Source organism: Rothia sp. HMSC069C04 (genome assembly GCF_001812895.1).
Taxonomy (GTDB): Bacteria; Actinomycetota; Actinomycetes; order Actinomycetales; family Micrococcaceae; genus Rothia.
In genome coordinates this window covers 65881-80309 of sequence record NZ_KV810755.1, presented here as the reverse complement: position 1 = coordinate 80309, position 14429 = coordinate 65881, and the positions used below count along the sequence as shown (strand labels likewise).

Here is a 14429-nt window from a genome sequence, read left to right as displayed (position 1 = left end):
AGCGCTACCCTTCGTTCGTGGTCTGTTCGGTCGAAGTACGGTCGCCGTTAGCGGCGCCGTCCAGGTGAGCGGCAAGGTGGTCGCTCAAATCGGTGGTTTCAACAAAGTCACCGGCAGAAAGCCAGGTCGGTGCCTGCTCTTCCTCAGCGCCGAAAGTGTACTCGGCGAAAGCAACCTGGTCACCCAGAATGCCCAGCTTCGCGCCGTTCGAGGACTTGAAGAGCACAATGTCGCCGGGGCGAACCTCAGCGCGCAGAATCTGCTCTGCCTCCTCCGGGGTCTTCACCCAGGTCGCCTCGTTACCCCAGGAGCCTTCCAGGTGAGCCGCATTGTAGATGGGCTTCGTCTCGTCGCCCACAGCAATCAGCTTGGAAATGTTCATGCGCACCACGAGGCGTCCGATGCGGTCGTGCTCCTCCACGGAGGCGTCACCGAGCTCCAGCATGGCGCCCAGAACAGCCCAGGTGCGGTGCGGCTGACCAGTCGCAGGGTCAACGGTGCGGCCCAGCTGCGCCAGGGTGCGCAGTGCCGCCGCCATCGACTCAGGGTTCGCGTTGTACGCGTCGTTAATGACGGTCACGCCGTCGGCACGGTCGGTGCGCGCCATACGCCACTTCGAAGCCGCCGCTGCCTTATTGAGCGCGCGAGCAATCTTCTCACCGGAAATACCGCTGTTGTAGGCGACAGTCGCCGCAGCCAGCAGGTTGTGCACGTGGTGCTCACCAATCAGCTGCGAGGAAATCTCGTACTCGCTACCGTCAGGCAGGCGCAGAGTGAACTCGGGGCAACCGGCGTCGGTGGTGCGCAGATTCAGCGCCGCCACGTAACGCTCGTAGGGCTGACCGTTCGCGCCGGTCTTCTCACCCACGCCGAAGTAAGTAATGGGGGCAACCGAACGCGACGCCATGCGTAGCACGCGCTCATCGTCAGCGTTCAGCGCCAGGGAACCGGTCGGCTGAACACCCTCAGCCAGCTCGCCCTTAGTGCGCTCAATATTGTCCACGCCGCCGAACTCGCCAGCGTGCGCGGTACCGACCTTCAGGATTGCACCGTGATCGGGGTGCGCAATATTCGCCAGGTACTCGATGTTGCCCACGTGGTCGGCCCCCATCTCAATGACCAGGTAGCGGGTAGACTCATCCGCACGGAAAACGGTCAGGGGCACGCCCACCTCACTGTTGTAGGAGCCGACCGGTGCAACGGTCGGGCCCTCCGGGGTGAAAATGGCGGCAAGAAGGTCCTTGGTGGTGGTCTTACCGGCAGAACCGGTAATACCGATAACGGTCAGCTCACCCTGAGCACGCATCTGTTCAATGGAGTAGCGCGCCAAATCACCCATCGCCAGCACCACATCGGGCACCTGGATGCTCGGGTAGGGCACGCCCTGCTCGTCGAGTACTTCGCGCTCGACCAGCGCCAGGGTCGCGCCCCGCTCAAACGCCATGGGGATGAACCTGTGACCGTCAGTGACCGCACCGGGCTTCGCCACGAACAGGGTACCGGTCTGCACCTCGCGGGAGTCGGTGGTGGCGAAGTCTGCGTACACCTGCTCCTCACGGCCCTCCAGGCCGATAGCGGTGCCGCCGGTTGCCTCAATAATCTGGGCGGCGCTGAGCTTAATCATTCTTCACCATACCTTCAGCGGTCTTAGAGTCACTTTCATCGAGCATGCGCTGGTAGTCAGGCAGGATCTCGAAACCGTGCGCACGCAGGGCACGGGCGGTTTCAACGCGGTCGTCCAGGGCGATATCCACGCCGTCAACATCCTGTTCGGTTTCGTGGCCGCGGCCAGCAATCAGGATGGCGTCATGCTCGCCCGCCAGGGCAATTGCCGCATCAATAGCGGCGGCACGCGGAGAAATATTCAGGATCTGGGTGGCTCGGCGGTTCTCAGCCTTCTGCGCGCCCTCCTCAACGGCGGCACGAATCGGCTCGGGCGCCTCACCGTGCGGATCGTCATCAGTCACAACCACAATATCTGCGTACTGTGCCGCAATCGCACCCATAATCGGGCGCTTGAGCTGGTCACGCTCACCGGTCGCACCGAAAACAATCATGACCTTGCCGTCGCCGGGGCGATCCATCGCCTCCAGGGCACGGGTCAGGCCGTCAGGGTTGTGGGCAAAGTCCACAATCGCGTGCGGAGCCAAAGAAATTAGCTGCATACGACCCGGCACCACCGGAGTCAGAGCCGAACCGGACGCCAGCTCGGGCAACAGACGCTCACGCTCAGCGGAGTCAGTGTCCAGGTACGCCATGAGCGCCGCCAGCGCAGCATTCGAAACGTTAAAATCAGCGGGCAGACCGGTGTAGCATTCAACGCTCTCACCGGCACCGTTAGCCACGTGGAAGCGGTGGCCCAGGCCCTCACGCTGAACCTTCACCACAGCCCAGTCGCGGGCACCAAACTCTGCGGGTACCTCAGCCAGACCGGCACCGCGCGCAGTCACCAGGCGGTGCACCTGCTGCGCACCCATCTGCTCGCAAGCGGCGGAGAACATGTTCTCGCCCCACTCGTCATCAGCAGTAATCACAGCCAGCTCGGCACGTTCGGGGGTGAACAGCTGAGCCTTCGAGTCGAAATAGTGCTCCATGGTGCCGTGCAGATCCAGGTGATCCTGAGTCAGGTTCGTGAAGCCAGCAACCGCGTACTTCACGCCGTCCACACGGTGGTAATCAATCGCGTGTGAGGAAACCTCCATTGCGGCGCAACGCACCTGATGCTGACCCATAATCGTCAGCAGAGAATGCACGTGAGGAGACTCCGGGGTGGTCATCTTCGAAGGAACCGACACACCATCAATCAGAATCTGAATCGTGCCAATCAGACCGGTCTTCACACCCAGGCCGGTGCGGAACACCGACTCCAGCATATAGGTGGAGGTGGTCTTACCGTTCGTGCCGGTCACCGCGTAACGGTGGGTAGCGGGGAACGACGCCGAACCATAAATCAGCGCAGCCAACGGACCGACATACTCGCGCAGGTTCTCAGTCACCAGGACAGACACCGGCGCCTCACCCAGCAGCTGCGCACCGGCAGCATCCGTCAAAATAGCGGAAGCACCCAGATTCAACGCGGCCTCAGCAAACTGCGCACCGTGCACCTTCGCACCGGGCAGAGCCACGTACAGGTCCTGCGGGCGAACACCTCGGGAGTCCATGCTAATACCGGTAACCTCAACAGAATCACCGGATTCAGAACCCTGAACGCCACTAGCCAGCTGGGAACTCACCTGAGCACCCAATCCCTGCAGATGTTCGCGAAGGTGCGCCAAACTCACCGGGCGCACAGAATTCGGGCGCAGAGTCTGAGCGTCGCCGCCCAGCAGGTTCTGGCCGGGTGCGTGAGATGCGGTATCCATCGTCCTTCTTTCCTCTCCGCTGTCCGAAGCGGTGAGCTCTGTATGGTCAATGCGCTCAAGGCACACAGGGTCATTCAATATTCTACGGGCTTTAGGCTTCGACAGGTGTTCAGTCCCGGGGCTTCTTCATCACGAATCAGCTACCGGGAACCTCTCCCCCGCTCGCCTTTAGCTCGTCTTATTGGGGCTATCCTCAGCAAAAAGCGGAATCAACTCCGGTTCACCGGTAGAACGCGGCACATTATAGGTGTGCAGGGTCTTCTCCATAATCTTGGAGAACTCAGCCGTCGTACCGTTCGCACCCACGCTACCCTCAGGACGCTGCATGGTCACCGCCACCAAGAACTGCGGGTTCTCAATCGGCGCCACACCAATAAAGGACGTCGTGTTGCCGTCGTAGCCGCCCTTCTCACTCGGAGTTTCCGCAGTACCGGTCTTACCGCCCACGCGGTAGCCGGTCACCTTCGCCGGACGGGCGTGGCCTTGCTCCACCACATTCTCCATGAGAGTCAGGCAGGAAGCGGCAGTCTCCTCGCTGACCATGCGTTCGCCAGGCTCTACGGCACGCTTATGTTCGGTACCGTCGGCGTCAATGATCGCGTCCACAATGCGCGGCTTCAGACGAACGCCCTTATTGCCCAGCGCCTGGAAAATCATGGCGGTCTGCAGCGGAGTCTGCGCAACACCCTGACCGAACAGCACAGTGTACTGCTGACGGCCATCCCAATCACGCCAATCAGCGATTATACCCTGCTCCTCACCGGTCAGCTCAATGCCGGTAAACTCGCCGACGCCGTACTTCTTCAACCAGTTGTAGCGCTCTTCCTTGCTGAGCTTCTGACCGACCAGCACCGTACCGGTGTTCATCGAGTCATGAATAATGCCCGAGAAAGTACGCCGCTGCGCCCCGTGCTCAAACGCATCCTTGAAAGTCTGGCCGTCAATCGTGAGGGTCGCGGGCACATCATACACACTAGTCGGAGTCGTCAGGCCCTGCTCAATCAGCGCCGAAGCAGTTAGCATCTTCTCGGTCGAACCGGGCTCCACGCTCTGCGAAATAGCGCGCGGGGTCATGTCCGCCGCGTCCTCAATGGTTGCCGCGCCCGGGTCCATCGTGGAGGAATCAGCAAGAGCCAAAATGGAGCCGTCACGCACATCCATAACAATGGCGGTACACCATTCAGCTTTCAGCTCCTCGGCGCGGGCACGCACCACCTGCTGCGCAAAATACTGCACATCACGGTTAATGGTTAGGCGAATATTCTTACCGTCCACCGCCAGGCGCTGCTCTTCCTTCGCTACGGGGATACGCACGCCATCAGCGCTAATCTCGTAGGTGCGCTCACCGGGGGTACCGGCAAGCTCCTTCTCAAAGACACGCTCAATGCCCACGGAGTAGTTACGGGACACCGTACCGCCCGTACCGTTGCCGTCTGCCTCTTCAACAATGTTGTACTTACCGACCACGGAACCGCCCACACTACCGTTGGGGTACAGGCGCTGAGAGAACGCCTCACCGTAGATGAAGGGCGCACCCAGGGCATCAATCTTATTGAAAATTTCCGGGGTGATATTTGCTTTGATCACCGAGTACTTTGAGGTGCCGTCCAGCTTGGACTTGATGAACTCGTCGGTAATGCCCGGGTCAACGGTCTTGAGAATATCGACCATCTCGTACACCAGCTGGTTGGGGGTGACCTCAACCTTCTGGGTGCGATCCTCGTTGTAGCGTTTGAAGGTCGCCACGGCGCTCTGGTCAGCAGTCAGGTTATAACGCTGCACAGTACGCGCCATGACGTTGCCGTTGATATCGAGAATCTGACCGCGCACAGCAGGCAGCACCTGGGAGCGCAAACGCTTCTGACGGGACGCATTCGCCACTGCACCGGGGTCAAAGCCCTGGCGGATAAACAGGTTCGCACCGATAACGCCCAGAGCGCAGGTGGCTGCGGCGCCTGCGACGAAGCCACGGCGGGTCAGATCCGGCTGACCGGATGCCGATTCGTTCGCGTTCTTACGCGCGTCGGAGCTCATGCGGTGGTCCTTTCGCTGGTCTAGTCTATCGGTGATGCTACGCATCCTGTGGTCAATATTGTTTATCGTGCAACCTGGCTTGCCGCGGGGCTAGCTGCGGGCTGCTGAGCGGCGCTCGGTGCGGCGGAAGCAGCCGGGCTAGCAGGGGCGCTATTCGCCGGTGCGGGGTTGGCCTGCTGAGCGGGGTTAGCCTGCTGCGCGGGGCTTGCCGAGGCGCTTGCAGATGCCTTTGCCGTAGCGCTCGCCTGGCTGTGTCGCTGCTGAACAGACTTGTCAGCATCCACAATGCCCTTGGCGTAGCTTTCTTCCGAACCCGCTGCCGGCGGCGAAATCAGGTTCTCCTGCTTGGATCCTTCAATACCGGTGGGGCTTGCAGCCGGGGCGGGGGTGCCCTCAATCGTGGAAGTCTGCAGGTTCAGGGTCGCCTGCGAAGAGCTCACAAACATGCCCAGGGTACTGGCGCGTATCGCCAAATCCTGCGGGGCTTCCTTGAAACCAATCTCCTGCTGCAGCGCCTGGTTCTCCTGCACGAGGCGCTGTTCCTGCGCGCGCAAATCCACCATGTCGTACTGTCGGGTCACAATCAGCACGTTAAGCAGCAGAATAAAAATCAGGGTCAGCGGAATTGCCGCAAAAACAGCGAGCATGGTGGGCGGGCTGAGCTTACGGGCTCGGCGGCGCACAGTGGACAGCGGGTTACGCTGCTTGGGCTTCGTTTCGCGTGCTTCTTCGGTGCGTGCTGCCGCACGGACGCTCGAGGGAACACGGCTCGCGTTCGTTGAGGTGCGCTTACCACCGTGAGATGCGGCGGTGCTGACGGGGCGGACCACCGGCTGGGAGGCGGTGACCGGCTCCAGACGTGCGGTGCGGGTGCGGCCGGAGTGTGCTCGGGTGGAGGCGCGGCTCGCCCCGGTGGAGCCACCTGTAGAGGATGCGCGGGTAGAGCCAACGGCGCTGGGGGTGCCGGCGGCAGGGCGCGAGGAACCGGCGCGTCGACTCCGCGGGGCGCCCTGGGTGCGGGTGGGGCGCTGGGATGCGTGCTGGGTGCTCACTCTTCTTCGCTTTCTGTCTTCTACTTGGCGGGGATGCGGATCTTCTCGGCGGCGCGCAGCTTGGCGCTGGCGGCGCGAGAGTTCTGTTCAATTTCCTCGTCGGTAGGCGGTTCGGCGCCGCGGGTAATGATTTTGATGGTGGGCTTGTGCTCTTCAAGCTCTACCGGGAAGCCCTTGGGTGCCTTGGAGGTTGCCTCCGCGGTCAGTGCCCTCTTGACGATTTTGTCTTCGAGGCTGTGGTAGCTCATGGCGACAAATCGGCCGCCGAGGTTGAGCGCCTCCAGGGCTGCCGGTACGGCGCGTTCGAGGGCTTCCAGTTCGTGGTTCACTTCGATACGCAACGCCTGGAAGGTGCGCTTGGCGGGGTGTCCACCGGTGCGCTGCGCGGCGACGGGCACAGCCTTCTGGATAATGCGTACGAGCTCACCGGTGGTTTCCAGGGGCGCGTTGGCGCGGGCGGTGCAGATGGCGCGGGCGATACGCGATGCGAACTTCTCTTCGCCCCAGTTGCGGATAATGCGGCGCAGCTGGTCTTCGCTGTATTCGTTGACGACGATGCGGGCGGTGAGCTCGTCTTCGGAGTTCATGCGCATGTCCAGGGGAGCGTCGTAGGAGTAGGCGAAGCCGCGGGTGCGTTCGTCCAGCTGCATGGAGGAGACACCCAGGTCCATCAGGATGCCGTCGATGCCCTGCACACCGGCGGTTTCCATGGCGCGGTCAATTTCGTCGTAGACGGCATGGACGGGTACGAAGCGGTCACCGAAGCGCGCCAGGCGTTCACCGGCGATGGCATGCGCCTGCAGGTCGCGGTCAATGCCAATCAGCACAAGGTTTTCGAAGCGTTCAAGTAGCGCCTCGGAGTGACCTCCCATACCGAGGGTGCCGTCAATAACGTAGGCGGTGCCGCGCTCCTCAACGGCGCGTTCGATGCCGGGCGCCAGCAGGTTAATGCAGCGGTCCAGCATCACGGGCACGTGACGTTCGCTGGCTTCACGCTGGGAGAGGTTCTCAATGGATGCGCCGGTCACCTTGGCGGCAGAGCCGGATGCGGTCGTACCGGTTTCGGGGGCGTGTTCTACGCTCATGGGTGCTCCTGTGAGAGTTTGTCCTGCGGGAAGGCTTACGGAAGAGTGGTGCGGGTGCTAGAGATGCCGGGGCGGTAGCCGTCGCGTCGGCGGGATGCCGGTTAGAGCAGCGGGCTGAACGGGTCCTCGTCGAGGGAGGCGAATTCAGCTTCGGTGCGGGCGAGGTATTCCTCCCAGGCGGCGGCATCCCAGATTTCTGCGCGGGTACCGGATCCGATGACGACGAGGTTGTCGGTCAGTCCTGCGTATTGGCGCAGTATCGGCGGGATGGTGATGCGTCCCTGCTTGTCGGGCAGTTCGTCTGAGGCCCCTGAGAGGAAGACTCGCAGGAAGTCTCGGGCGGCTCGTCCGGGTAGGGGCGCGGTGCGCATCCGTTCGTGGATGCGTTCAAATTCTGCGGCGGGGAAAACGTACAGGCATCGTTCTTGACCGCGGGTCAGAACGAGGCCTGCTGAGAGTTCCTCACGGAATTTGGCGGGAAGGATGATGCGTCCTTTGGCGTCCATTCGTGGTGAGTAGGTACCTAAGAACATTCACTTCACCTCCCCGATGTGTGCCCCTGATGTGTGCCGTTGTGCTGAAGCCTGCGGGAGCGTGGTTGCTCCACACATCCTGTAGGTGCCGGTGGCGGGGTGTGCCGGGCCGACGCCTCCGCCGTCTGTTTGAGGGCACGGCGATAGGACTGACTTTCAGCTTTCCCCTCCACTTTACCCCACTTTCCACCACCTACCCCACCCGGCAGAGTATCTTTTAGTGTTTTTATGCTCTCTTCTGCATTTTTAACGCTGCCGCACAGCTTCTACACAGCTTCGGGCGTATTCCCGCTCAGTGTGCAACCCTCAGATTGCCTGCTTCGAGGGGGCTCAGGTCTGTTCACCGTTCGGGTCTGTTCACGGTTCGGGGCACAACACCCGGCACCGGGAACTGAGTGCAGAAAATGGGCACAAGAAAGCGGAGGTAAGAGAATTCTTACCTCCGCTTAATCAGTCTTGAGTTTTGAGATGTTCGCATCGGGGGTCAGCTCTATGAGCTAAGCCGCGAAGCTTCTGCACCCTAAATGCTTTAGAGCTGGCCGTTATTACGCTCGTCCCAGCGGTTCTCCAGGCGGTTCATGAAGGAAGACTGATCCTTCTGCTCGCGCTGACGCACACGGGCTGCGCCTTCTGCCTTACCGCCGAGGAAGGAATCCACCGGGGTCTTCTTGCTGGTGGTTGCGAAGTACACGCCACCGGCCGCGAAGAGGAAGCCGAATACGCCCAGCCAAATCATGTTAGATGCGACCGCGCCAATAATGATGCCCAGGCCGATGAGAACGAAGAGAATACCGAGAGCCAAATGGCGAGCACTAAAAACCGGCGCAGTATTGCCGGTTGAAGACATGGAGGAGGCAAAGTGCGGATCCTCATTGCTCATGAGTTCTTCAAGCTGGTCCAGAACCTTCTGTTCGCGCTCGGACAGTGCCATCGTTTTCTCCTTTGAGGTGTCTCTGCTCAAGATGACGTCGGTATCAGCCGGGTTAGCTAGTGCATCAGCTGGCGCGGTGAGCGCTTCTTCCCGTCGTATGCTTCCCATGGTACCGCGCCGGGTGGGGTTGGCGCATTCTTTTTTCGGACAGAAGCTCTTTATGACCTCTTTTCGTCAATGCTCTTCTCGGGCGCGGTAACTCCGGAGGCTGGCTTGAGGCTTTCCTGTGAGTACTTACGGTGAATCGCGTCCATGACGTGCTCAACCTCGGACCATCTGCCGCTTTTCACGAGGCGCGCGCCAGATCCCAAGTGAATACCAGACCCCGAGTAAATACCAGCCCCTGTGCGAGTACCGTTCTGCGGACTATTACCAGCTCCCCCGCCGCCCCATTGTACGGAGACGGTTTGTGCGGAGGCAGTTTTTGCAGAGCCAGTTTGTGCGGAGCGTGAGTTTGCCCCGCTCTCGATGGAGTCGAAGAGGGTTTGTTGCACTCCGTCTTCTGCGCGGGCGAGCTTTTCGGCGCGCACTCCGATGAGTCGCAGGGCGCGGGGCGCCGCCTGCCCCACCAAGATTTCATCTGCGCGCAGGGCTTCCAATGCCAGGGAGGCAATCTGCATGCCGGAGTCTACGGGCACGTTCAGGGCAATAGCGCGGGTGTGCGTTTCGAAGGTGCTGTAGCGGATTTTGAGGCTGAGCCCTCCGGCAAGTTTCCCGGCGGCGCGCAGGCGCTTTCCCAATTTGAGGCTCAGCTCCCGAATAGCGGCGCTCACCTCCTGGGCATCGGTCGTATCCGTCTCGAAGGTGTGCTCGCCACCCATGCTTTTCTCTTCGCGTTCGGTCACCACGGGGCGTTCGTCAATGCCGCGCGCCATGGCCCAGAGATGCTCACCCTGGGCAGTGCCGAAGCGTTCTTTGAGCCAGTCCAGGCTCATGGACCTCATCTGGGCAATGGTGTGAATACCGTATCGGGAGAGCTGCTCGGTGCTTTTCGCACCCACTCCCCACAGGTCGGAGACTTTTCTCGGGTCAAGAAATTCTTGAACGCGCTCGGGCGGAATAACCCACAGCCCGTTCGGCTTGCTACCGGTGGACGCCATTTTGGCGAGTAGTTTATTGGGCGCAACCCCCGCGGAAGAGGGCAGGGAGAGTTCCTGCGCGATGCGGTCGCGAGCGCTCTGCGCCAGGGCGACGGGGTCTTGGCCGTGCAGATAAGCGCCGGTTAGGTCCACGAAGGCTTCATCCACGCTGACCTGTTCAACGTAAGGGCTCAGGTCGTTCAGGATCGCCATGACGGCGCGGGAGTAGTGCCGGTAGTCGCCGCGCAGCGGCAGGACAGTCGCGTTGGGGCTGAGGTTTCGGGCGCGACTGAGCGGCATGCCGGAGTGCACTCCGTGGGCGCGCGCCTCGTAGGAGGCGGAGCAGACGACCGAGCGGGGGCCCAGGGGCGCCACGATAATGGGTTCGCCGCGCAGAGCGGGGTTTTCGAGGAGTTCGACGTTGACGAAGAAGGCGTCCATGTCCAGGTGCATAATGACGCGGCCGTTCCTTGAGCCGCTGTTCTTGCTGGTTCGCGCCTGCCCCATGTCGCCTCCTCTCATAGCTTCTACGCCTACCTACCGAAAATATAGCACATTTCTACGAAAAATAGAGGCAACTTACCGTAAACATGTTCGCAAATGCGTTCTCTTGGACTTTTCTCCACTAAGCTAGAAGAAGTGCACACCGCACCGCATCAGGACCGTACACAGCGACCATCAGCGAGGATAGTATGACTCCCCCTTCTCCTTCCGGAGCACACACTCCCCAGGCGACCGAGAGCCTCACCGTAGCGGCGCCGAATATCCCGGCGGATTCTGCGCACCTCGCTGAGCGTATTGCTGAAGAGCAGCGAGCCTACCTGCACGCTTTTGACACTCTCATGGCTGAGTTTTTTGCCCGCCAGCGCGAGCTACTCGAGGGTATTTCTGCCGAAACTCTACCCCTACTTGAGGCTATTGAGTCCCTCTCCACCGGCGGCAAGCGCCTGCGTGCCCTGCTGAGCTACTGGGGCTGGCGCGGTGCGGGCGGCGCTCCCGTAACCGAGAACCGCGCATCCTGGTCCATTGTGAAGGCCGGCATGGCGGTAGAGCTGTTCCAGACCTCCGCACTGATTCACGACGATATTATCGACCGCTCCGATACCCGCCGCGGCGCTCCCTCCGTGCACAAGCGTTTCGAGGCGGCGCACGAGCAGAATAGTTGGCGCGGTGATGCTTTCAACTACGGTCTGACCGGCGGCATTCTTGCTGGCGATCTGACCCTGGCGTGGTCTGCCGAGGTTTTTGCGTCCCTGGGTGAGGGAGCAATCTATGGCGCCCCTGCGCGCACTATTTTTGACCGGATGCGCACCGAGGTTCTGGCGGGTCAGTACCTGGACGTCTACTCCGAGGTTCTCGAAACCGAGGACGCTCAGGCGGCTCTGCAGCGTGCCCTGAACGTGATTCGTTTCAAGTCCGCCAAGTACTCGTGCGAGCACCCCTTCACGATTGGTGGCGCTCTGGCTCTGCAGGCTGCCGCGCTGGAGAGCGGTGCATGTGCCGTGAGCGAGCAGCACCCGGTACTTGCCGGTTACCGTGCGTTCGGCCTGCCGCTGGGTGAGGGCTTCCAGCTGCGTGATGACGAGCTGGGCGTCTTCGGCCAGCCCGAGGTGACCGGTAAGCCCGCTGGCGATGACCTGCGTGAGGGTAAGCGTACCGTGCTGGTGGCGCTCACCTCCGCAGCCCTCGACGAGCAGGACGCAGCGCTTCTGCACAATAGCTTGGGCGATCCCGAGCTGAGCGATGAGCAGGTGGAGCGCATCCGCGAGCTGATGGTTTCTTCGGGCGCTTTCGCCAAGCATGAGCAGCTGATTGAACAGAAGTCTCAGGCTGTGTTTGAGGCGCTGGAGGCGATGAACCTGGACGAGCTGGCGCATGCGGCGCTGACCGATATCGTGGGCCGTGCACTGCGTCGCAAGGCGTAGAGGTCCAGCACATATAAACGTTAAACAAGTTGAGGCGGCATACCGAAGTATGCCGCCTCAACGTATTTAGCTATAGTTCTGAGCCGCTATTACCGAGCCAGATTACCAAGCCAGTGCCTGCGCACGGCGACGGATCTCAGTCTTACGACCGTCAATCAGCGCGTCAATGGGACGGCCGGGCAGGGACTCGTCGCTGGTGTACAGCCACACGATAGCTTCTTCATCGCTAAAGCCGGAATCCTTCAGGACAGCGAGGGTGCCCTTGAGGGATTCGAGTACTCGCGAACCGTTCATGAACAGTGCGGGTACCTTGCGCACGTTGGTTTCCGGGTCGCGCAGAGCGATGAGCGTACCGTCAGAAATCAGGTTGTGAACGCGGGTCACCTTCAGGTCGAGTGCCTGCGCAATTTCGGGGATGGTTACCCAATCGCCAACGAGGGCGAAGGTCTGAGCAATATTTTCGTTAGTCACCTTTTAAGAGTGCCAGAGCTGGCACGTATTTACCACTTTTGACCCGCCGCAGGTTCGCTGCCCCTCCCGGGTTCTTTCGTTCTTGTACTTTGCCCGTTGTTCTTGCGTTGGAGTCGGGTCCACCGGCACTTTGTAAGAATTCGCTGAGTGTTCACCTGCCCGGCGCCCTCTAGTATCGCTTCTGCCCAGGTGGGCGGGCTAAAATGTTGAGACGTATGAATACTCCCAGCCCACGCCGGATTTCTCCTGTGACCCCTCGTTCTTCTGCAAATACTTCTGTTCCTCCCGCCACTCGCCCCGCTGCCCCGGATACCGCTATCGGTTCTTCGCAGTGGCTCAGTGGCGCCATTATTGAGGGTCATTACCAGGTGGGTTCGCTCATTGGCCGCGGCGGCATGAGCGAGGTCTATTATGCGCTGGACCTGTGGTCGAATAACCCGGTCGCGCTCAAGGTCCTCTCCCCCACCCTGGCGAAGGATGCGGCGAACCGCCAGAAATTCCACCGTGAAGAGCGTTCGATGCGCCAGGTGGGCGGCGGCGGGCATACGGTGGGTGTGATTTCTTCGGGTACCGAATATTTTTCGGGCGAGATGGTCATGTACATCGTCTTGGAGTATGTGCACGGTTGCACCCTGAGCCAGCTGTTGCGTGTGCGTAATGCCCTGTCCCTGGGTGAGGCTCTGGATATTCTCATTCCGGTGGTGGAGGCGCTCTCGGAGGTGCACGCGAACCGCTACCTGCACGGCGATATTAAGCCGGGCAATATTCTGCTGGACGCTAACGGTCAGGTGAAGCTCACGGACTTCGGCCTTTCCCGCCGTGATGATCAGGTGGATGCGGGCGCCCCCATGGGTACCCCCGCTTACGTTGCGCCGGAGGTCCTGGACCCGAAGGTGAAGGTTGGCGCGCAGGCTGATATTTTTGCGCTCGGCGTGATGATGTACCGCATGCTTTCAGGTCGTCTGCCCTTTGTGGGTCTGGAGAATGACCAGCAGGTGCTCTACCACAACGCCAACATTGAGATGCCCGCGCTGACCGATGTTGCCCCGGGTGCGGACCGCGATATTGCGGGGCTGATTTCGTGGTGTACCCGCAAGCAGCCTCATGCCCGCCCGGAGGATGCGACCGAGCTGTTTACGGCTCTGCTGGAGATTTCTGAGTCGCTGGGTGAGTCCGAGCGCGCTTGGCGTGCCCCCTCGTGCCCGGAGCCGGAGCTTCCCCTCTGGGAGGCTGTTGCCGATATTGCGGAGCGTAGCGGTGCCGCGCAGATGGTGCGTAACACCCCGATTAGTGCGTTTAGCGATGCCCGCGATCTGCTGGCGTACGATGTGTACTCCCCCGACAGCCTCGTGTACGATGCCTCGGCAACCGGTCAGGGCGTGCACCTTGCCGACGTGGACGCTGAGGACTCCGTGCTGAACCGCCAGGGCATTCCGCCGCTGGTGAGTTCTGCCTCCGATGCTGACGACTCTGAGGATGAGCCGGACGGCGCAAAGGGCAAATCCGGCAAGCGCGGCCTGGGCTCGTTCATGGGCCGCCGCGCCGCAGCTGCGAAGGGCCCGCTCACTCAGTCCGTTGGTATTGGCCCGCAGACAGAGCAGGAGTTTATCTCAGCTCACGGCGAGTACGCACCGATTCATGCCGAGCGTTCGTTGAGCTCCTCGGGTTCGCGCCGTTCGAAGGCTAAGAGCTCGGCGAGCGCTTCTGAGGCTGAGGAGTCTGCGGGTATTTCTGATGATTCCGCTCAGTCTTCGAAGAAGGATCCTCGCCTGCCCGCTAAGCAGTTTAGGACTCCGCCCTCCGGTATGGCGGTGGGCGGTTGGGCTCTCGCGCTCATTCTGCTGGGTATGGGTTCGAGCTTTACCGGCTGGTGGCTTGCGACCTCGCTCGTGCAGTCTCAGTGGTGGCGCAATATTGAGGCGTTCCTGACCTTCTAGCAGCGCGCCTTCCTGAGCGT

At 61.1% G+C, this 14429-nt stretch carries 11 protein-coding genes; 2 read left to right on the top strand and 9 right to left on the bottom strand.

Features of this window, described 5'->3' with window-relative positions; all coding sequences use genetic code 11:
- Positions 1-4 precede the first annotated feature (4 nt).
- From murF to dinB, 8 genes are all read right to left on the bottom strand, one after another.
- Positions 5-1624: a UDP-N-acetylmuramoyl-tripeptide--D-alanyl-D-alanine ligase gene (murF, locus tag HMPREF2879_RS07215; protein WP_070635142.1), complete on the bottom strand. Its 1620-nt coding sequence runs from the start codon at positions 1622-1624 to the stop codon at positions 5-7.
- A complete protein-coding gene (locus HMPREF2879_RS07210) occupies positions 1617-3362 on the bottom strand; it encodes a Mur ligase family protein (protein ID WP_070635141.1) in 1746 nt (581 codons plus the stop codon). Before HMPREF2879_RS07210 ends, murF begins: the two co-directional genes overlap by 8 nt.
- Positions 3363-3530: 168 nt before the next feature.
- Positions 3531-5396 (bottom strand): peptidoglycan D,D-transpeptidase FtsI family protein, encoded by a 1866-nt coding sequence (locus HMPREF2879_RS07205; protein ID WP_049345236.1) that lies wholly within the window; start codon positions 5394-5396, stop codon positions 3531-3533.
- A gap of 62 nt (positions 5397-5458) precedes the next feature.
- Complete coding sequence (locus HMPREF2879_RS07200; protein WP_070635140.1) at positions 5459-6448, bottom strand: cell division protein FtsL; 990 nt, start codon at positions 6446-6448, stop codon at positions 5459-5461.
- A gap of 20 nt (positions 6449-6468) precedes the next feature.
- Positions 6469-7533 (bottom strand): 16S rRNA (cytosine(1402)-N(4))-methyltransferase RsmH, encoded by a 1065-nt coding sequence (gene rsmH, locus HMPREF2879_RS07195; RefSeq protein WP_070635139.1) that lies wholly within the window; start codon positions 7531-7533, stop codon positions 6469-6471.
- 101 nt (positions 7534-7634) lie between these two features.
- The gene (gene mraZ / locus HMPREF2879_RS07190) at positions 7635-8066 is read right to left on the bottom strand and encodes a division/cell wall cluster transcriptional repressor MraZ (protein WP_005507741.1); all 432 of its coding nucleotides are present in this window, start codon (positions 8064-8066) and stop codon (positions 7635-7637) included.
- Between the two features lie 529 nt (positions 8067-8595).
- A complete protein-coding gene (locus HMPREF2879_RS07185) occupies positions 8596-8997 on the bottom strand; it encodes a DUF3040 domain-containing protein (RefSeq protein WP_049350360.1) in 402 nt (133 codons plus the stop codon).
- Between the two features lie 158 nt (positions 8998-9155).
- A complete protein-coding gene (dinB, locus tag HMPREF2879_RS07180) occupies positions 9156-10583 on the bottom strand; it encodes a DNA polymerase IV (protein ID WP_070635138.1) in 1428 nt (475 codons plus the stop codon).
- Between the two features lie 185 nt (positions 10584-10768).
- Between dinB and HMPREF2879_RS07175 the strand changes: the two genes are divergently transcribed.
- Positions 10769-12001 carry a polyprenyl synthetase family protein gene (locus tag HMPREF2879_RS07175; protein ID WP_049359876.1) on the top strand — a complete coding sequence of 411 codons (1233 nt, stop codon included), beginning with the start codon at positions 10769-10771 and terminating at the stop codon, positions 11999-12001.
- Between the two features lie 102 nt (positions 12002-12103).
- Here the strand turns inward: HMPREF2879_RS07175 and HMPREF2879_RS07170 are convergent, their stop codons facing one another.
- The gene (locus tag HMPREF2879_RS07170; RefSeq protein ID WP_005506572.1) at positions 12104-12472 is read right to left on the bottom strand and encodes an Rv2175c family DNA-binding protein; all 369 of its coding nucleotides are present in this window, start codon (positions 12470-12472) and stop codon (positions 12104-12106) included.
- Positions 12473-12720: 248 nt separating this feature from the next.
- Here HMPREF2879_RS07170 and HMPREF2879_RS07165 point away from each other — a divergent pair, with 248 nt between their 5' ends.
- The gene (locus HMPREF2879_RS07165; protein ID WP_246822931.1) at positions 12721-14409 is read left to right on the top strand and encodes a serine/threonine protein kinase; all 1689 of its coding nucleotides are present in this window, start codon (positions 12721-12723) and stop codon (positions 14407-14409) included.
- Positions 14410-14429: the final 20 nt, after the last annotated feature.